The 18,949-nt window shown below is 31.5% G+C and carries 14 protein-coding genes and 1 other RNA gene; 13 read left to right on the forward strand and 2 right to left on the reverse strand.

Annotated elements, in window-relative coordinates; translation table 11 throughout:
* Positions 1-3,039, forward strand: coding sequence for an efflux RND transporter permease subunit (locus tag FMAG_RS10915; protein ID WP_005886658.1), 3,039 nt, complete (start codon positions 1-3; stop codon positions 3,037-3,039).
* 1 nt (position 3,040) lies between these two features.
* Entirely contained in the window at positions 3,041-3,874 is an 834-nt protein-coding gene (locus FMAG_RS10920) for a MerR family transcriptional regulator (RefSeq protein WP_261660867.1), read from the forward strand.
* Positions 3,875-4,276: 402 nt separating this feature from the next.
* Here FMAG_RS10920 and rpoN read toward each other — a convergent pair whose 3' ends face one another.
* Both rpoN and pssA read right to left on the reverse strand, forming a co-directional pair.
* Entirely contained in the window at positions 4,277-5,518 is a 1,242-nt protein-coding gene (rpoN, locus tag FMAG_RS10925; RefSeq protein ID WP_005886662.1) for an RNA polymerase factor sigma-54, read from the reverse strand.
* Between the two features lie 310 nt (positions 5,519-5,828).
* On the reverse strand, positions 5,829-6,605 hold the full coding sequence (gene pssA, locus FMAG_RS10930) for a CDP-diacylglycerol--serine O-phosphatidyltransferase (RefSeq protein WP_005886663.1): 777 nt from the start codon (positions 6,603-6,605) through the stop codon (positions 5,829-5,831).
* 153 nt (positions 6,606-6,758) lie between these two features.
* Between pssA and FMAG_RS10935 the strand changes: the two genes are divergently transcribed.
* The 11 genes from FMAG_RS10935 (at position 6,759) to FMAG_RS10980 (ending at position 18,945) form a co-directional block, all read left to right on the forward strand.
* Complete coding sequence (locus FMAG_RS10935; RefSeq protein WP_005886664.1) at positions 6,759-7,532, forward strand: YlmH family RNA-binding protein; 774 nt, start codon at positions 6,759-6,761, stop codon at positions 7,530-7,532.
* Positions 7,533-7,549: 17 nt separating this feature from the next.
* Positions 7,550-9,244, forward strand: coding sequence for a hypothetical protein (locus FMAG_RS10940; protein WP_005886665.1), 1,695 nt, complete (start codon positions 7,550-7,552; stop codon positions 9,242-9,244).
* A gap of 55 nt (positions 9,245-9,299) precedes the next feature.
* Positions 9,300-9,398: signal recognition particle sRNA small type (gene ffs, locus FMAG_RS13625), an RNA gene on the forward strand.
* A gap of 35 nt (positions 9,399-9,433) precedes the next feature.
* Positions 9,434-10,660, forward strand: a complete 1,227-nt coding sequence (locus FMAG_RS10945; RefSeq protein ID WP_005886666.1) for a GNAT family N-acetyltransferase — start codon at positions 9,434-9,436, stop codon at positions 10,658-10,660.
* 104 nt (positions 10,661-10,764) lie between these two features.
* Positions 10,765-12,945 carry an ATP-dependent helicase gene (locus tag FMAG_RS10950; RefSeq protein WP_005886667.1) on the forward strand — a complete coding sequence of 727 codons (2,181 nt, stop codon included), beginning with the start codon at positions 10,765-10,767 and terminating at the stop codon, positions 12,943-12,945.
* 265 nt (positions 12,946-13,210) lie between these two features.
* Positions 13,211-14,035, forward strand: a complete 825-nt coding sequence (lpxC, locus tag FMAG_RS10955; RefSeq protein WP_005886668.1) for a UDP-3-O-acyl-N-acetylglucosamine deacetylase — start codon at positions 13,211-13,213, stop codon at positions 14,033-14,035.
* A gap of 33 nt (positions 14,036-14,068) precedes the next feature.
* Positions 14,069-14,494 carry a 3-hydroxyacyl-ACP dehydratase FabZ gene (gene fabZ / locus FMAG_RS10960; protein WP_005886669.1) on the forward strand — a complete coding sequence of 142 codons (426 nt, stop codon included), beginning with the start codon at positions 14,069-14,071 and terminating at the stop codon, positions 14,492-14,494.
* A 16-nt stretch (positions 14,495-14,510) separates the two neighbouring features.
* The gene (lpxA, locus tag FMAG_RS10965; protein WP_005886670.1) at positions 14,511-15,284 is read left to right on the forward strand and encodes an acyl-ACP--UDP-N-acetylglucosamine O-acyltransferase; all 774 of its coding nucleotides are present in this window, start codon (positions 14,511-14,513) and stop codon (positions 15,282-15,284) included.
* A complete protein-coding gene (locus FMAG_RS10970; protein WP_005886671.1) occupies positions 15,284-16,087 on the forward strand; it encodes an LpxI family protein in 804 nt (267 codons plus the stop codon). Before lpxA ends, FMAG_RS10970 begins: the two co-directional genes overlap by 1 nt.
* A gap of 12 nt (positions 16,088-16,099) precedes the next feature.
* A complete protein-coding gene (gene lpxB, locus FMAG_RS10975; protein WP_005886672.1) occupies positions 16,100-17,173 on the forward strand; it encodes a lipid-A-disaccharide synthase in 1,074 nt (357 codons plus the stop codon).
* Positions 17,170-18,945, forward strand: coding sequence for an ABC transporter ATP-binding protein (locus FMAG_RS10980; RefSeq protein WP_005886674.1), 1,776 nt, complete (start codon positions 17,170-17,172; stop codon positions 18,943-18,945). Before lpxB ends, FMAG_RS10980 begins: the two co-directional genes overlap by 4 nt.
* Positions 18,946-18,949 lie beyond the last annotated feature (4 nt).

Genomic DNA, 18,949 nt, shown 5'->3' on the forward strand with positions numbered 1-18,949 from the left:
ATGAAGTCGATACCAGAATTTTCAATAAGAAAGCCAGCTACTACAATAATGTTTCTAATCTCTATGATATTTTTTGGTTATCTAGGACTAAAAAAGATGCCAGTGGAGATGATGCCAAATATAAATAGACCTACTGTAAGAATAAGGGTAAAGTGGGATGGAGCAACTCCGTCTGATATGGATAAGATGATAACTAGAAAAATAGAAGAGATACTACCTAATGTTGAGGGAATAACAGAGTACAGCTCTGAATCAACAGCTGAAACCTCAATGATATATGTAAAATTTAAATATGGTACTGATGTAGAAACAAAAATAACTTTGATACAAAATGAGATAAATCAAATAAGAAAAAAATTCCCAGAGGATATGGATGAGCCAATAATAAGAAAAAGTTCATCTTCTGATGTTCCAGCTCTTACTTTTTCTATGGCTGGTGGGGATTTAGTAGAGATGAGAAGTTATGTGGAAAGCACTCTTAAACCTATGCTAGAGAGAATAGAGGGAGTATCAGAGATAGAGGTATTTGGAGGAAGAGAGCAAGAGGTAGCAGTAGTAGTAGACCCAGATAAATTAGAAAACTACAATCTAGGTATTATGGATGTATATAACAAGATGGCTAGTGCCAGTGTAAATATTCCAGGAGGGATACTTAGAGAGGGAGAGAAAGAGTACTTAATCAAAGTAGAAGCTGAGATAGAGAGAGCTGATGAGATTAAAGAGATAGTACTTTTAAATAGAGATGGTCATATTTTAAAATTAAAGGATATAGCAGATATAAAAATCTCCCCTAAAGATAGAAGCTCTGTAAGTAGAAAAAATGGAAAGGAGAATATAGTTGTAATAGTTTCTAAAACAGATGAAGGAAATGCAGTTGGAATAGTAAAAAATGTAAAAAAAGTAATGGAGCAAGCTAAGGGCTCATTTCCTATCAATACAGTTATGAATTATGAGTTTGATTCATCTATAACTATAATGAACTCTATAAAAAATGTTCAGTCTAGTGGAATAATGGGACTTTTACTAGCTTCTGGAATACTTTTTGTATTTTTAAAAAGTATATCAGCTACACTTATTATAGCTACTGCAATTCCAATATCTGTAATATTTACATTTTTCCTATTAAATGCTCAAGGGATAACTTTAAATCTGATGTCTTTAATGGGATTATCTCTAGGAATAGGAATGCTAGTAGATAACTCGGTTGTTGTTGTAGATAATATATTTAGACATATATCAGAGTTAGGGAAAAATAGAGTAGCAGCAGCTAGAGATGGAGCAGAGGAGATGGCTTTACCTGTACTTGCTTCTACACTGACTACTGTTGCAGCTTTTCTACCTTTGGTATTCCAAGAGGGGCTTGCTAAAGAGCAGTTCAATAATCTGTGTTATGCTATCTCATACTCATTGTTAGCTTCTCTAGTAATATCACTTACCTTTGTACCTATGATATCTAGTAAGATAATGAATGAGAATAAAAATCTTAATTCGGAAGGTAAATTCTTAAAATCTTTAAGAAAATGGTATGTGGTACTGCTTAAGTGGGCAGTGAGAAGAAGAGGAATAGTTGTGGTAATAATGATAGTACTTTTCTTAGGTTCGTTATATGTAGGAAGCAAATTAGGAGGAAGATTTATACCTACTGTGGATGAGGGAAGATTTGCTGTAGTGGCAAAGTTACCATCTGGAGCTGATGTAAATAAGGGAGATAGAATAGCTAAGATTTTAGAGGAGAGAGTTACAAGTTTTGATTTTGTAAAAGATTTTACTGTTTCTGGAAGTGGAGCTAGAGCTATTTTAAATATCAATGGAGGATTGAAAACTACTAGAGATAAATCTATGAGTGATATACTAAGAGAGCTGAGAAAAGTCTATGTAGATATACCAGATGTGGAGATAACTGTAACTCCAGGATATAAATTTGGAGTGAGGGGAATATATGATTTGGAGTTTGAGCTATATTCAGATAATGAGATACAACTTCAAGCTATAATTTCAGAATTAAAAGATAGAGTATCTAAAATAGATGGAATAAAAGATGTAACTACCTCTTTTGAAGGCGGAAAACCAGAGGGGAAATTCTATATAGATAGAGAGAAAGCTGAATACTATGGATTGAAAATCAGTGATATAGCTCGTATGATACAGGTACAGATACAAGGTGGAGTTCCAATAAAAATAAACAGTGATAATGATGAGATAGATGTAACATTAAAACTTCAACAAATATATAGAGAGTCTACTCAATATATTTTAGATTCTAGAATAACTTTACCTAATGGAAAAAATATAAAGATTTCAGATATAGCTACTTTTAAAGTAGAAGAGGGACCATCTAAGTTAGAGAAAAAAGATAAGAGAAAGAAAATAGTATTATATGCTAACCTTGATGATAACCTAGATTTAAAAACAGCACAAAATATGATAGTGGAAACTTTAGAAGAGATGGGAAAACCAGATAGTGTAACCTATGGATATGGTGGTAAGAGTGCTGATATGGCAGAGATGAGTGAGCAATTAATCTATACTTTTGGAATAGCAATATTCCTGATCTATTTTATCTTAGTATGGCAATTTGAGTCATTTATTATGCCATTTATAATAATACTCTCTATTCCACTTTCTACTACAGGAGCTTTCTATGCTCTCTATGGAGCTGGGCTAAGTATAGATGCTATGGTGTCAGTAGGATTTGTAATGCTAGCTGGTATAGTTGTAAATAATGCTATTGTGTTGATAGATTTTATCAATCTTAGAAGAGAGGCAGGAGATAGTAAAAATAAAGCTATAATAACTTCTGGAAGAACAAGACTTCGTCCAATACTTATGACAACACTTACTACTGTACTTGGAATGCTACCACTTATGTTTAGTAATGGGGAGGGTTCAGAGATGTATAAGGGAATGTCATTTGTAGTGGTATTTGGACTCTCTACTGCAACACTGTTAACATTAATAGTTATTCCTGTATTTTATTATTTAATTGATGACTTTACAGGAGCTATAAAAAGAGTTAAAATATTGAGTAGAAAAAAATAGAATGAAAGGGGCAGAGATGAAAGATTATTTAACAATAGGAGAGGTATCAAAAATTACTAGCTTACCAATTTCAACTTTGAGATACTATGATAGTGAGGGAATAATATCTCCAAATTATAAAGATGAAAAAACCAATTATAGATATTATAGATTTTTTCAGATTCCTATTATTAAGATGATAGTTCATCTAAAAAAGTTAGGTTTTAGTAATGCTAAAATAAAAAGTCACTTAGAAAATGTAAGTTACTCTCATACTTTAGAGCTGATGAATAAGATGATAGAGCAAACTCAATCGGAGATAGCAAGACTCCAAAATTTAGAAAAAGAGTTGAAAGAGAATGCTATTCAGATGAAATATCTCATAACTTTAGAAAATAATATAGATAAATTTTTTATTGAAGAAGAGGAGATAAAGGGAGTGTATGCAGAGATTGATGATAGTGAAGGGTATGACGGAATATCTAAAGCATTTAAAGAGATAGATAATTTTTTAATTGCTACTAATCAAACTTTGGTTCCTGTCGGTATGTTTGCATTTACAATAAAAAAAGATGAGATAGAGAAAAAAACTTACAATTATAATAGATTGATACTTTTAAAAAATTATGAAGATTATGAAAAGAGATGCCACTATCCAAAACAAAAGTATGCTTGTATGATATGTCAGAGTAAATTTGATGATATTGGACAGAGTGTAGAAAAAGTTGTGGAGTGGATGAAAAAAGAGGGAAGAGAGATAGGAGAGGATACTATTGTCCATATTCTTTCTGGTCCAGCTTTTGAAAAGGATCCCTCTGATGTAATGTATATTTTAAGAGTACCTATAAAAAGATAAGAATGTTGCCATCTCTTAAATTGAAATCAAAAAAATAAAATAATTTAATAATACAAAAGGAAAAAAGTTTACTTCCAATCGCTGGTGCTGACGCAATGCTCATTACAGTAAATTTTTTTCCTTTTCCTTTACTCTTTCTCTATCCTGATTTCAATTTAAGAAATATACTAGAGATATAAAAATCAAGAGTGACAAAGAGTGATTAATTATATATCTTTACTAAAGAAAACTCAAAGAATTGTGTAATTTATGAAGAGAAGTTAGATTAACTTAGCGAAGAGGGACGCTAAAAAACACAATTGTTTGAGTGAAACGAGTTTTGTGTTTTTAGTCCAACAAGCTCTAGTTAATCAACTTCTTGGAATATGGAACAATTCTTAGTTTTCTTAAATTGTAGCAATTTTATTTTTTTCTTTCTCTAGTAGAACCAAAACCTAGTTCCTCTCTATATTTAGCCACAGTTCTTCTAGCTACAGAGTACCCTTTTTCCTTTAAAAGTAGTGATAATTTCTCATCAGAAAATGGATTTTTTTTATTTTCTTCAGTGATAAACTCCTCAATTAACTTTTTAATTATAATAGTGCTACTGTCAATTACAAATAGAGATTTCATAGATATAATCCCCTGAGGAGTGTCTAGGTATTTATCTTTGATAGCCCTTGAGATAGTGGATTCGTGTAGATTAAGTTCATTGGCTATATCTTTTAGAATAAGCGAGTGTAGAAAATTTTCTCCCTTAAAGAAAAAGTCCTTTTGTTTAATAATAAGTAACTCCAATATACCATTAAGAGTTTGATATCTTTTTTCTAGACATTTCATTATATTGATAGCATTGGCAATGGAGTTTTTATTAGCTGAGGGATTATCAGAATAGGAGCTATTTATATTTATCTTTGGAATAAGCTCCTCATTTATTTTAAAGGTTAGTTTATTGTCTTTTATCTCTATTTTAGCTTCTGGAACTATGTAGTTATTACTAGTGCTGACTACATATCCTCTAGCTGGAATAGGGGAAAGAGTTCTGATTAAATCTAAATAATCTAAGATATCCTCTTTAGTAATATTTAACTCTTCCTCTATTAGAGAGAAATTTTGACTGGCTATCTCCTCAAGATAGTTATCAATAAGAGAGAAGAGAGTCTCATCAATAATATTTTTACTTCTAAGTTGTATTTTTAGACAATCTTTTAAATTTTCTGCACCTACTCCTATTGGGTCTAAGGTATAGATAATTTCAAAAGCTTCTTTTAACTGTTGGTTATTTATATTTAAAAGTTTTTTTATCTCTAATTTTGGTGTAGCAAGATAACCTCTAGCATCAAGGTTGTTGACAATAAATAGGCAGATATTTTTTATTTTGGATGAAATTTTTAGATAGCCAAGCTGTTCTTCTAAATAGTCAAAAAGAGTTTCCTCCTCACTTACAAGGTCTAGTGGAGAAAAATTATCCTCTGATGATGAAGGATTATAACTTTTATATGTATAGTTATTGTATGTTATCTCAATGGCTGGATTAGTAACAGCCTCTTTTTCTAGGTACTCTTTTAGTTGAGATGAGGACATCTGTAAAATATTCATAGATGTTTTCATCTCTTGAGTCAATATTAATTTTGTTTCCTGTTTAAGCTTTAAAGAAAAATCCAAATAAACTCCCCCTTATATTTAACTTTATACTTCAAGAATGATTTAAAAAGAAAACTAAGAATTGTTTTATATTTCAAGAAGTTGATTAACTACGAGCTTATCTCATTAAAAATGCAAGGGTTAAGTCTTCGACTTATTGTATTTTTTAGCATTCGATTTCGCTGAGTTAATCTAACTTCTCTTCATAAATTACACAATTCTTTAAGTTTTTTAAATTAATTTACTAATTGAATAGTTACTTTTTATTTTAGTTAAAAATAGGCTATTACAAATTCTGTAATAGCCTAAGTACAATTATTTCTGTATATTTTTATTTCTTTTCTTTTTCTTCCTCTTCACTTTCCTCTTCAATAACATCAACTAACTCTTTATCATTATCATCATTAGAGCTATCAAAGATTTTTGTAGCAAAGTTCATAAGGTTTATAATTACATAGAAGAATGAAACCACAAATAAACTATATTTTAATGTTACGATAACCACTAAAATAAATAAACCAGCAAACTTTTTAGGAATAAATGAGAAAGCTTTATCAGGAGTTTTAAATTTTATTGTACTAACCATTAATATAGCAGCTATAATTGTTATAGCCATAAAGATATCTAAGTTAAAAAGATTAATATCAAAATTCTTTTGTAGGTAGTAACATACTAAATAGTAAGAACAAACCATAGCAGCAGCGTTAGGGATAGGCATACCACTGAAGTCTCCCTTCTCATTAGAAGCCACTGTAATAATATTAAATTTTACAAGTCTCATTACTCCACAAAGAGCATATATAAATGAAACTGGAACTATGAAAGCACTAGCAGAAGCATATTGCATAAGGATAGAATATACTAAGATACTTGGTGCCAATCCAAATGATATAGCATCACAAAATGAGTCGAACTCTTTTCCAAACTCACTGAAAGCATCTAGTTTTCTAGCTGTTTTTCCATCTAGTCCATCACAAACCATAGCCAGTATAATAAACCAAATAGCTTGAATAAAATTTCCTTTAATAGAAGCTGTAATACTAAGGTATCCTAGGAACATATTAGCAGCTGTAATTGCATTAGGTGCAATATATTTTCTTTTAACCATTTTAATTCATCTCCCTTAATAACCATTATCTTTAGATTTTAGCACAAAAATATGTTTTTTTCAATATCTCAAAAATAATAACTAAAAAATAGTTTGCTATTTTGATGAAAATTGTATAAAATCAGAGTATAATATATATGAGAGGAGAGTAAGTTGGACAGAAAAAAATTTCAGAATATGTTTGTAGAGATAGATGAATTTTTAATAGGGGCTATCTGTGATGATATAGAGCTATGTGAAGAGATAGAGTACCCTGTATATAGTAAATACTTTTATCCACCACAGGTGTGTAAAAAACTTTCTCAGATGAATATAGGAAGTATAGATTTTTCTCTATGTGGAATCAGTGAAGGTTGTGAAAAAAATATGATAGCTGTAAAACCTAAGAATTTTCCACAAGAGGAGCTATACTTTCCAGTGAAATATTTTAAGGTAACTAACAGATCAAAATTTAAGGAGCTAGAGCATAAACACTACCTTGGTACAATAATGTCCCTTGGAATAAAAAGGGAGTTGATGGGAGATTTGATAGTAGAAGATGACTCTTGCTATGGAATAGTTAGTGAGGAGATTTTTGATTTCTTAGTGGACAATCTAAAAGAGGTAGGAAGAAATCCTGTAACAGTAGAAGAGGTAAATAGAAGTCAAGTTCCCAGTCTGAAATTTGAAGAGTTAATAGACAGTGTAAGCTCTGTAAGATTAGACAATATTGTTTCTGTGATGATTAATAACTCAAGGAGCAAAGGGCTAGAGTTGATAGAAACTGGAGAGGTATCTGTAAACTATGTGGTAGATAAGGAGAAAAATAGTCCCTTAAAAGAGGGGGATATAGTTACCATAAGAAAAAAAGGGAAGTTCATATTTGAAAAGATATTGGGGGAGAATAAAAAAGGAAAAATAAGAGTACTGATAAAGAGATTTATCTAGAAGATGAGGTGATGTTTATGAAGAAAAAGATAGGAATAGCAGTTGGGATACTTGTAGTTCTATTGGGAGGAGTATATTTTTCTAAAGACTATATAATAAAGAAGGTATTAGAAAATAAATTAACAGAGATAAATAAAGGTAAGGTAGATATAGGAAGTGTAGACTTCTCTCCATTTAGTAAAAAGATAGTGATAGAGGATATAGATATTACAAGTAGAAAAGATGGAATGAAAAACTTTATATCAATAGGAAAATTTGAAACAGATTATGATATCTATTTTAAAGATAAAAAGGTTTTAGTAAGTAGAGCTGACTTCAGTGATGTAAAATTTATGACTCCTAGAGATAGTGATGGTAGTACAGGATATGTAGTAGAGGAAAAAAATGATGTAGTCATAGACAAAACAGGAGTAGAAGAGAAGAAAAATGATGGGGTACAAGATTTAGAAGAGCTTATAAGAGCTAGAGCTATGGTAAACAAGATGACTCTTCAAAATATGTTACAACTTCAATATGAGGAGATAGAGGGAAAACTAAAAGAGAAGAGAGAGTATTGGAATGGTAAAATAGAGGAATTAGAAAAAACTCCTGAGTATATGATACTTAAACAAAACTATGAAAAGATATCTCAAGAGAAAAATCCATTGAAGATAATCAGAATGGAGAAAGAGATAAAAAATATGGTGGCAGCTTTTAAAACTTTGAGCAAAGAGTTTTTAAGTGATAGAAAAGCTATGAAAGAGGATTTTAAAAGTGTTCTAAGTGTCAATGATATGGATAAAAAACTTGAAACTACTGTAAATGAGTTAGTAGGAAGAGGGGAGTTTGTAATCAATGACTTAGACTCTATTATCAATTATTACCTAAATGAAATCTATGGAGAAAAGATAAAGGATATGGTAGTAAAATATAGAAATGTTATGAGAGAGGTGGAGCTAAGAAAAGATGAAGATGCAAAACTTCAAGATAAGTGGGAAGTATTTGCTGAGGAGATTACAGTAAACTCTAAAATCTATGGAATAGAGTTAAAGGGTGGAATAAAAAATATCTCAAGTAGACTCTCAAGAAACAAGACAAATATAGGAATCTATTTGACAGCTGACTCAGATATAAGCCACGGAGAAGCCTATGGATATATTGATTTAAATAAGATTCAAGGAAAGATAAATGTAAAAATTCCTAATTTTAACTTTAAAGATTTAGAAGATATGGAGGCTTTACATAAATATGTAGAGGAAGGAGAAGCGTCTTTAGATAAAGAGGTACTTCTTAGCAGAGATAATATAGATATCATTGGAGATGTGGAGATACAGGATATGTCTTTAAATAGTGATGAGATAACAGGAAAATTAAATATAGATAGTCCTCTTTTAAAGGCTATGATAAATCCTCTATTAAAAGATTTGAGAAGTGGAAATGTAAAATATAGCTATAATTCATTAGATGAGAAATTAGTAGTAGAGAGTGATTTATCTCAAGAGATAATGAATATATTAAATGATAAGGATGGAAGTGTAAAGAAAAAAATAGTAGAGGATATGATAAAAGAGGGTAAAGAGGAGATAAAAAACTATAGAGATACTTTGGATAAGGATAATCAAAATAGTTTAGAAGAGCTAGAAGAGAAATTAAATGAAAAATCAAAGTACTTGGATAAGGTGCAAGAAATTTTAGATAAATTCAATATTGGAGGAATATTGGATAATATTTAGAAAAAATTATTGACGTAATCTAAATTTATTGATATAATGAATTGTCATGGAAATCAGAGAGGAATCTTATGGCGTAATAGTATCGAACCGTGTCAGGTCTGGAAGGAAGCAGCACTAAGGTATTTATTATGGGTATAGGATCTACTTTTTTGGTTTTCATGGCTTTTTTTATAAATAGGGGGATTTTCTATGTATAAAATATACACTTTAGAAGAATTAGAAGAGAATTTTGGTAAAATGAAGGATATAGATGAGGACTTTATAGAGGATAAAGATGGAGAGTACTTTGTTATAAAAGTTCAAGATAGCTTGGTAGGATATATCTTAGTAGATGAGGATGAGAGATGCTATCTTATTAGAAGGATTTTTGTAAGAGCTGGAATGAGATATAAGTCTTATGGAATGAAGCTTATAAAATTTTTGGTAAATCATGGGATAGAACAGAAAAAAGAGAAGATAATATGTATAGATTTTTCTAAGCAGGATTTTTTTAAGAAAAATGGATTTAAAGAAAATGATGGAGTTTTGGAGATAGATAATATTCAAAGGGAAACTTTGAGAATGAAAGAGGGAAAAAAAGTTGTAATCTCTTCAATACTTCAAAATATCTTTCTTGCAGTTATAAAAATTCTAGGGGGAATATATGGAAATTCTAGAGCTTTAGTATCAGATGGAATAAACTCTCTATCAGATGTGGGAAGCTCTTTTGGAATTTTATTAGGAATATATTTTAGTAACAAGCCAGCAGATGAGGAACATCCATATGGACATGAAAAAATTGAGAGTATAATAGGAAACATGTTAGGGGTATTTTTACTTCTTACAGCTTTTGAATTGGGAAAGGGAAGTGTGGAACTACTTATCAGTGGAGAGTACACTAACACTCCAGCTTATACTACAATTATCTGGGCTGGAATCTCTATGGTAGTGAAATTTTTTATGTATAGATATAAGCTAAAAGTGGGAATGGCAACAGATAACAGTGCACTGATAGCTGATGCTAAGGATAGTAAAAGTGATGTCTACTCATCTGGAGGAGTAATATTTGGAATACTTCTATCTATATGGGTATCTCCAATATTTGACATCATACTAAGTTTGATAGTGGCTCTTTTAATATTTAAAGAGGGTATCTCTATAATATTTGAAACTTCTGACTTGATACTAGATAAACAAGATGAGGAGTTTATAGGAGAGATAGAGAGATATCTAAATGAAAACGAAAATATAAAAAATGTACATGATATCTTTATGAGAAAATCTGGAGATAAGGTATTTCTATCTATGCATATAAGAGTACCTAAGGAGATGACTGTCTATGAGGCTCACAATATGATAGATAGTATCAGAGAGGGAATAGTTTTAGATTTTGAAAATGTAAAAGATGTAATGATACATGTGGATTATTTACACTAAAATTGTAAAGATAATTACTTTAAAATTTTTTCAAAACTTATTAAAAATAGACATAATAACAGTTGTTATGGTATAATTATTAATTAGAAGGAGTTGAAAAATTAATGAGTATATTAGATAAATTAAATGATAAGCAGAGGGAGGCTGCTGCTAAGATAGAGGGAGCTCTTCTTATATTAGCAGGGGCAGGTTCTGGAAAGACTAGAACTATTACCTATAGGATAGCTCATATGATAGATGAGATAGGGATATCTCCTTATAAAATCCTAGCTGTAACATTTACTAATAAGGCAGCTAAGGAGATGAAGGAGAGAGTGGAATCTCTAGTGGGAGAGGACGCTAAAAGAGTTATGATATCTACATTCCACTCATTTGGACTTAGACTGCTAAGAGTGTATGGAGATAGATTAGGATACAATGCTAACTTTACTATCTATGATACAGATGACCAAAAGAGAGTAGCTAAAAATATAATGAAAGATTTGGTAGTAAAGGATAAAAGTTTAAAAGAGGGATTGGTAGCCTCTATTATCTCAAAATTAAAAGAGGACGGAATATCTCCTGATGAGTATGAGACAACTGAAAAGTATAATGACAATGGAAAGATAGTAGCAGAGGTATATAGAAGATATAACTCTGTACTTAAAAATAATAATGCAATGGACTTTTCAGATATCCTAGTAAATACAGATAGGTTATTAGATATTCCAGATGTACTAGATAAGGTACAGGAGAAATTTAGATATATAATGGTAGATGAGTACCAAGATACAAATAATATTCAGTATAAGATAGTGAATAAGATAGCTAAAAAATATGGGAATATCTGTGTAGTAGGAGATGAAAACCAAAGTATCTATGGATTTAGAGGGGCAAATATCCAAAATATCCTAGATTTTGAAAAGGATTATCCAAATGCAACAGTGGTAAAGCTAGAAGAGAACTATCGCTCTACCTCTGTAATACTAGATGCTGCTAACTCTGTAATCAGAAACAACTCAAGTGCTAGAGATAAAAAGCTATGGACTAAGAAGACAGTGGGAGAAAAAATCACTGTGGAAGGTTGTTATGATGGAAGAGAGGAAGCTGGATTTGTAGTTGGAGAGATAATCAAAGGAAAGGCTAAGGGAGCTAAGTACAAAGATTTTACAATCCTATATAGAACCAATGCTCAATCGAGAATGTTTGAGGAAAAACTACTTCGTGAAAATATCCCTTATAAGATTTTTGGTGGAATGCAATTCTATCAAAGAGCAGAGATAAAAGATATTGTAGCTTATCTAGCTGTAATCAATAATACTACTGATAATCTAAACCTAGCAAGAATCTTAAATGTACCAAAAAGAAAGATAGGAGATAAGACAGTAGAGAAGATAGAGGATTTTGCTAAAGAACAAAATCTTTCACTATTCAGTGCACTGGGAAGAGCTAATGAGATAGCTGGACTAAGTGCTAATCTTAAGATAACTCTTTTAGATTTTTACAATATGATGAGGGAGTTTATTGAGCTAAGTGAAGGGATAAATGTTTCTGAGCTATTTGATACAATAGTTAGAGAGATAAAATACAGTGATTATCTAATAGCTAACTATGAGGACTATGAAGCTAGAAAAGAGAATATAGAGGAGTTGAAAAACTCAATAGTGGAGTTGGAAAAGGTAGTAGAAAATCTTACTTTGAGAGAGTATCTTGAGAATATCTCACTAGTCAGTGCAACAGATAACCTTGAAGATGAAAAAGATTATGTAAAACTTATGACTATACATAACTCTAAGGGATTGGAGTTTCCTACTGTATTTGTAGTTGGAGTAGAGGAAGGACTGTTCCCTGGAAGTAGAGCAGACTTTGATAGCAATGAGCTAGAGGAAGAGAGAAGACTTTGTTATGTAGCTATCACTAGAGCAGAGGATAAACTCTATATGACATATGCTAAGAGTAGAATGATGTATGGAAATGAAGATTGGGGCAGAGAGCCATCAAGATTTTTAGATGAGATACCTAAGGAGCTAATAGAGAGAGCAACTCCAGCAGTTACTGAGTATGTACCTAAAACTGAGAAGGGAAGCTTTATTACAGAGAGAGCTTTCAAAAAGATGATAACTATTGAAGATTTAAACAAAACAGCTAAAAACTTCCCATACTCTGTGGGAGAGAAGGTTATGCATAAAAAATTTGGTCTAGGAGTAGTTAAAGCTGTAAATGATAAAAAAGTTGAGATAAACTTTGTAGATGGAAAAAGAGAGATTGCTATGGCAGTAGCTGAAAAATTCTTAACTAAGTGTTAAGGTAAATTGGAGAAAACTAAAAGAATTGTGTTATTTAAGAGAGTTAAAATCGTAGAATAACGAAGATTGAAAAGAATAATTAGAGTAGCTTAGCGAGAACGAACGCTAAAAAACGCAACTGTTTGAACGAAGTGAGTTTTGCGTTTTTAGTGAGTACAGCTCTAGCTAATCTTTATTCTTTGAACGAGAGTTATTCACGATTTTAAATCAAAACAGTTTAACAATTCTTAGTTTTCTCAGAGATTAGGTAAGTGAGGAGGGAGCAATGAAAAGAAAAACAATAGCTAAAGAGATAGAATATATTGGTATTGGACTCCACAAAGGAGAGAATATAAAGATGAGATTACTTCCAAGTGAAAATGGAATAATCTTTAAAAGAGTGGATTTAGAAGAGGGAAAAAATGAGATAACTTTAGATATAGCTAATACCTTTGATTTAACTCGTGGAACAAATCTACAAAATGAATATGGAGCAAAAGTACATACAATAGAGCATTTTCTATCAGCTCTTTATGCATTAGATATTACAGACTTAGTGGTGGAATTAGATGGAAATGAGCTACCTATCTGTGATGGAAGTGCAAGAGTATTTATAGAGATATTTGAAGAGGCAGGACTAAAGGAGTTAGACTCAGAAGTAGAACCATTAGTAGTAAAAGAGCCTATCTATTTGACAGTTGGGGATAAAAATGTAATAGCTCTACCATATGATGGGTATAAGCTAACTTATGCTATTAGATTTGAGCACACATTTTTAAAATCTCAATTGGCAGAGTTTGAAGTAAACTTAGAAAACTATAAAAAAGAGATAGCTCCAGCTAGAACTTTTGGTTTTGATTATGAGATAGAGTATCTAAAGAAAAATAATCTAGCACTAGGTGGAACATTGGATAATGCCATTGTTATAAAAAAAGATGGGGTATTAAATCCAAGTGGACTTAGATTTGAAGATGAGTTTGTAAGACATAAGATGTTGGATATTATTGGAGATTTAAAAATATTGAATAGACCAATAAGAGCACATATCATAGCTATAAAAGCTGGACACGCTTTAGATATAGAGTTTGCAAAATTACTAAAAAACATGTAAAATATAAATAAGACAATTTGAGGAGGAAAAAATATGTTAAATACTTTAGAAATAATGGAAAGAATCCCACACAGATATCCATTCCTATTAGTGGATAGAATCATTGATGTAAACAAAGAGGAGCAAAAAATAAGAGGACTTAAAAATGTAACTATCAATGAGGAGTTCTTCAATGGACACTTTCCAGGACATCCTATTATGCCAGGAGTACTAATAGTAGAGGGAATGGCTCAATGTTTAGGAGTACTTGTAATGGAAGGAGTAGAGGGAAAAGTTCCTTACTTCGTAGGTGTAGAGAGTGCAAAATTCAAAAATCCAATCAGACCTGGAGACCAAATTATATATGAAGTAGAAGTAGAAAAAATCAAAAGAAACTTCGTAAAAGCTCACGGAAAAGCTTTAGTAGATGGAAATGTTGCTTGTGAAGCAAGCTTTACTTTCTGTATAGCAGATAAATAATAGACGGGAGGCAATTATGATAGATATTCATAATACTGCTATAATTGAAGAGGGTGCTATAATAGAAGATGGAGTAAAGATAGGACCATATTGTATAATCGGTAAAGATGTAAAAATTGGTAAAAATACTACAATCCAATCTCATGTTGTAATAGAAGGGATAACAGAGATAGGAGAAAATAATACTATCTACTCTTTTGTTTCTATAGGAAAAGCATCTCAAGACTTAAAATATAAAGGGGAACCTACTAAAACTATAATTGGAAACAATAATACTATCAGAGAGTTTGTAACTATTCATAGAGGAACAGATGACAGATGGGAAACTAGAATAGGAAATGGAAATCTTATTATGGCATATGTCCATGTGGCACATGATGTTATTATAGGAGATGGTTGTATATTCTCTAACAATGCTACACTAGCAGGGCATGTGGTAGTAGATAGCTATGCAATAGTAGGAGGACTTACACCAATACACCAATTTTGTAGAATAGGTTCTTACTCTATGACAGGGGGAGCTAGTGCTGTAAACCAAGATATATGTCCATTTATATTAGCCGAGGGTAACAAAGCTATACCTAGAGGGCTAAATAGTGTAGGACTTAGAAGAAGAGGATTTACAGATGAGGAGATAAGCAGACTTAAAAAAGCTTATAAGATAGTGTTCAGAAGTGGACTTCCTCTAAAAGATGCTCTTGCTCAAATAGAGGCAGAGATAGAACAAGATAAAAATATAACATACTTTGTGGATTTTATAAAAAATAGTAATAGAGGTATAGCTAGATAATGAAAAAAGTAGGAATAATAGTAGGTAATGGGAAATTACCCCTCTATTTTCTTGAAGAGGCTGAAAAACAGAATATTGATGTTTTTCCCCTAGGGCTATTTGATACCATAGATGATAGGATAAAGGCTCATAAAAATTTTGTGTCTTTTAATATTGGAGAGGTGGGAAGTATTGTAAAGTACTTCCTGCTAAATGGTATTGATGAGATAGTTATGTTGGGAAAAGTTGAAAAAGATATAATATTTAAAGATATGAAATTAGATAGATTTGGAGAGGAACTTCTGAAGAGATTGCCAGATAGAAAAGATGAAACTCTCCTTTTTGCAGTTATAGGATTTTTTAGATTAAATGGAATAAAGGTGTTACCTCAAAATCATCTTTTGAAAGACTTTATGTTTAGAGATGAGTGTTATACTAAGATAGTACCTAGTGATGAGGATAGAAAAACTATAAAGATAGGAATAGAGGCAGCTAAGGCTCTAAGTGAGGTAGATGCTGGACAGACTGTGGTGTGTAAAGATTCATCAGTAGTGGCACTAGAGGGGATAGAGGGAACAGATAAAACAATAAAAAGAGCTGGAGAGCTAGCTGGTAGTGGGTGTATTGTTGTGAAGATGTCAAGACCTCAACAGGATATGAGGGTAGATATACCAGCTGTAGGAATAGAGACAATAAAAAGGGCTGTAGAGATAGGAGCTAGAGGAATTGTTGGAGAAGCAGGGAGAATGCTTTTTTTAAATAGAGATGAGGCTATAAGATTAGCAGAGGAAAACTCTCTATTTATCCTCGGAATAAAAGTTTGATAGGAGATAGTTATGAAATTTTTTGTATCAACTGGGGAAGTTTCTGGGGACTTACATCTTTCATATTTAGTGGAAGCTATCAAGAAAAAATATAGAGATGTAGAGTTTTATGGAGTTGCAGGTAGACATAGTAGAAATGTTGGAGTAGAGGTTATCCAAGATATAGATGAGCTTGCAATAATGGGATTTACTGAGGTGTTGAAAAAATATAGCTTTTTGAAGAGAAAAGCTAATGAGTATATAGATTTTATAAAAAAAGAGAATATAAAAAAGGTTATCCTAGTAGATTACGGAGGATTTAACCTAAAATTTTTGGAGCTATTAAAGCAGGAGATAGAGGATATAGAGGTGTACTACTATATTCCACCAAAGCTTTGGATATGGGGAGAGAAGAGAATAAAAAAACTTATAAAAGCTGACCATATTATGGTAATCTTTCCTTGGGAGGTAGATTTCTATAAAAAGCACGGGGTAGATGCTATATATTATGGAAATCCTTTTGTAGATAAATACATAGTGGAAAAAAGAAGTGAGGAGTATATCCTTCTTTTACCAGGAAGTAGAAAGCAGGAGATAAAGACTCTTTTACCTACTATGTTGGAGATAGTAAAAAGAGATGAAAATAGAAAATTTTTACTAAAGCTTTCAAGTAGAGAGCATCTAAAATGGATAGATGAGGATTTGACAAAATATCCTAATCTTACTCTTGAGTTTGAGAAAAAACTTCCAGAGTGTGTAAAAAAATCTAAGGTAGCTATAGCTGCTTCTGGAACTGTAACTTTAGAACTTGCTCTTATGGGATTACCTACAATAGTGGTGTATAAGACAGGATTTATCAATGCATTTATAGCTAGACATATTTTAAAAATTGGTTTTGTTTCTCTACCAAATCTCACTTTGGATAGAGAGGTATTTCCAGAACTTCTACAAGAGAGATGCAGTGTGGAAGAGATAGAAAAATATCTAAAAAAGATAGAAGATAATAGAGAGAAAATCCAAAAGGATATAGAAGAGGTAAGGGAAAGACTTTCAGGAAAAAATGTAGTGGAAAGTTATGGAGACTTTCTAGTGAAAGGAGAGAAATGAAACTAAATTTATTTCAAAATAAATCATTAAACACATTCTTAAGATACAGTTTTAAATATAAGTGGGCTATGGTAGCTGTAATACTTATGTCTGTACTCACTTCATCAATGGGAGCTGTGCCAGCGTGGCTTAGTAAATATTTGATAGATGATGTACTAGTAAAAAAAGACCCTAAGATGATGGTACTTGTAATATCAGCAATTTTTATATCTACAGTTATAAAGGTAGTATCTGCTTACTATGCTAGTATCTCATCTAACTATGTAACTGAAACTATTAAAAGGGATATAAAAATAGATGTTTTTAATCATTTGCAAAAACTTCCTATCTCTTACTTTAGAAAAAATAAGTTAGGAGATATAATGGCAAGACTTTCTGGAGATTCATCTACTTTAGGAAGAATTGGATTTATGCTTTTTGATATGTTAAAGGAGTTTATAACAGTTGTAGCCTTAGTATTTAGAATGTTTCAAGTGGATTGGATATTGGCTTTGGTATCACTTACAGTTATGCCATTTATTATTTCTACTGTAAAAAAATATACTAAGAAGATTAGAAAATCTGGAAGAATTAGACAGGATACCTCAGGAGCTGTTGCAGCTTTTATTCAAGAGAGCTTATCTGGAATATTTGTAATCAAAGCTTTTAATAATAGTGATATGATTATTGATAGATTTAAAGAGATAAGTATGGACGAGTTCCAAAAATCATATAAGAGTACTAAGATAAAGGCAAAAGTATCTCCAATAAATGAGGTAATAACTACTCTTATGGTTGTATTAGTAGCTGCCTATGGAGGATATCAGATAGTTGTTACTAAAACTATGTCCCCAGGGGATTTAATATCTTTCGTTACAGCTATGGGACTTATGAGCCAACCTCTAAAGAGATTAATCTCTAAAAATAATGATGTACAAGAAGCTATTCCATCAGCTGACAGGGTAATAGAGATATTGGATATACCTATTGAAACAGATTACTATGGAGAAGAGGCAGAGTTAAAAGGAAAGATAGAGGAGATAAAATTTGAAAATGTATCTTTTGCTTATGATGATGCTAAGAGTAATGCTCTAAAAAATATAGATCTGGAGATAAAAGCTGGAGATGTTGTAGCCTTTGTAGGTAAGAGTGGAAGTGGAAAGACTACAATAGTAAATCTTATCCCTAGATTTTTTGAAACTACTGAAGGAAGACTTCTTATCAATGGACATGATATAAAAAATATCTCTTTGAAAAAATATAGAGATTTAATAGGTATAGTTCCTCAAGAGAGTTTTCTATTCTCTGGAACAATATCTGAAAATATCTCCTTTGGTAAGGAAAATGTATCTCAAGAGGAGATAGTAAAAGCAGCTAAGATGGCAAATGCTTATGAATTTATAAAAGAGTTGCCTGAAGGGCTTGAGACTGAAGTAGGAGAGAGGGGAGTAATGCTATCTGGAGGACAAAAACAGAGAATAGCAATAGCTAGAGCCCTAATTCAAAATCCAGAGATACTTATACTAGATGAGGCAACATCTGCCCTAGATACTGAGTCTGAAAGACTTGTACAAGATGCCCTAGATAGACTTATGGTAAATAGAACAACATTTGTAATAGCTCATAGACTTTCTACTATTATCAATGCTGATAAGATAGTGGTAATGGAAAATGGTAGAATAAAAGAGGTTGGAAGACACCAAGATTTATTAGATAAAAATGGACTTTATAAACATTTTTATGATATACAGTTTGGAAAAGAAGTAAAACAAAGAGATGAGATGAAGATATAGGAGA

Source organism: Fusobacterium mortiferum ATCC 9817, assembly GCF_000158195.2.
In the GTDB taxonomy this organism is placed as follows: Bacteria; Fusobacteriota; Fusobacteriia; order Fusobacteriales; family Fusobacteriaceae; genus Fusobacterium_A; species Fusobacterium_A mortiferum.

Bases quoted from the DNA above. Each gene is read 5' to 3' on its own strand.
- FMAG_RS10915 (WP_005886658.1), top strand. From the start codon at position 1: ATGAAGTCGATACCAGAATTTTCAATAAGAAAGCCAGCTACTACAATA.
- FMAG_RS10920 (WP_261660867.1), top strand. From the start codon at position 3,041: ATGAAAGGGGCAGAGATGAAAGATTATTTAACAATAGGAGAGGTATCA.
- pssA (WP_005886663.1), bottom strand. From the start codon at position 6,605: ATGGTTAAAAGAAAATATATTGCACCTAATGCAATTACAGCTGCTAAT.
- FMAG_RS10940 (WP_005886665.1), top strand. From the start codon at position 7,550: ATGAAGAAAAAGATAGGAATAGCAGTTGGGATACTTGTAGTTCTATTG.
- FMAG_RS10945 (WP_005886666.1), top strand. From the start codon at position 9,434: ATGTATAAAATATACACTTTAGAAGAATTAGAAGAGAATTTTGGTAAA.
- FMAG_RS10950 (WP_005886667.1), top strand. From the start codon at position 10,765: ATGAGTATATTAGATAAATTAAATGATAAGCAGAGGGAGGCTGCTGCT.
- lpxC (WP_005886668.1), top strand. From the start codon at position 13,211: ATGAAAAGAAAAACAATAGCTAAAGAGATAGAATATATTGGTATTGGA.
- fabZ (WP_005886669.1), top strand. From the start codon at position 14,069: ATGTTAAATACTTTAGAAATAATGGAAAGAATCCCACACAGATATCCA.
- lpxA (WP_005886670.1), top strand. From the start codon at position 14,511: ATGATAGATATTCATAATACTGCTATAATTGAAGAGGGTGCTATAATA.
- FMAG_RS10970 (WP_005886671.1), top strand. From the start codon at position 15,284: ATGAAAAAAGTAGGAATAATAGTAGGTAATGGGAAATTACCCCTCTAT.
- lpxB (WP_005886672.1), top strand. From the start codon at position 16,100: ATGAAATTTTTTGTATCAACTGGGGAAGTTTCTGGGGACTTACATCTT.
- FMAG_RS10980 (WP_005886674.1), top strand. From the start codon at position 17,170: ATGAAACTAAATTTATTTCAAAATAAATCATTAAACACATTCTTAAGA.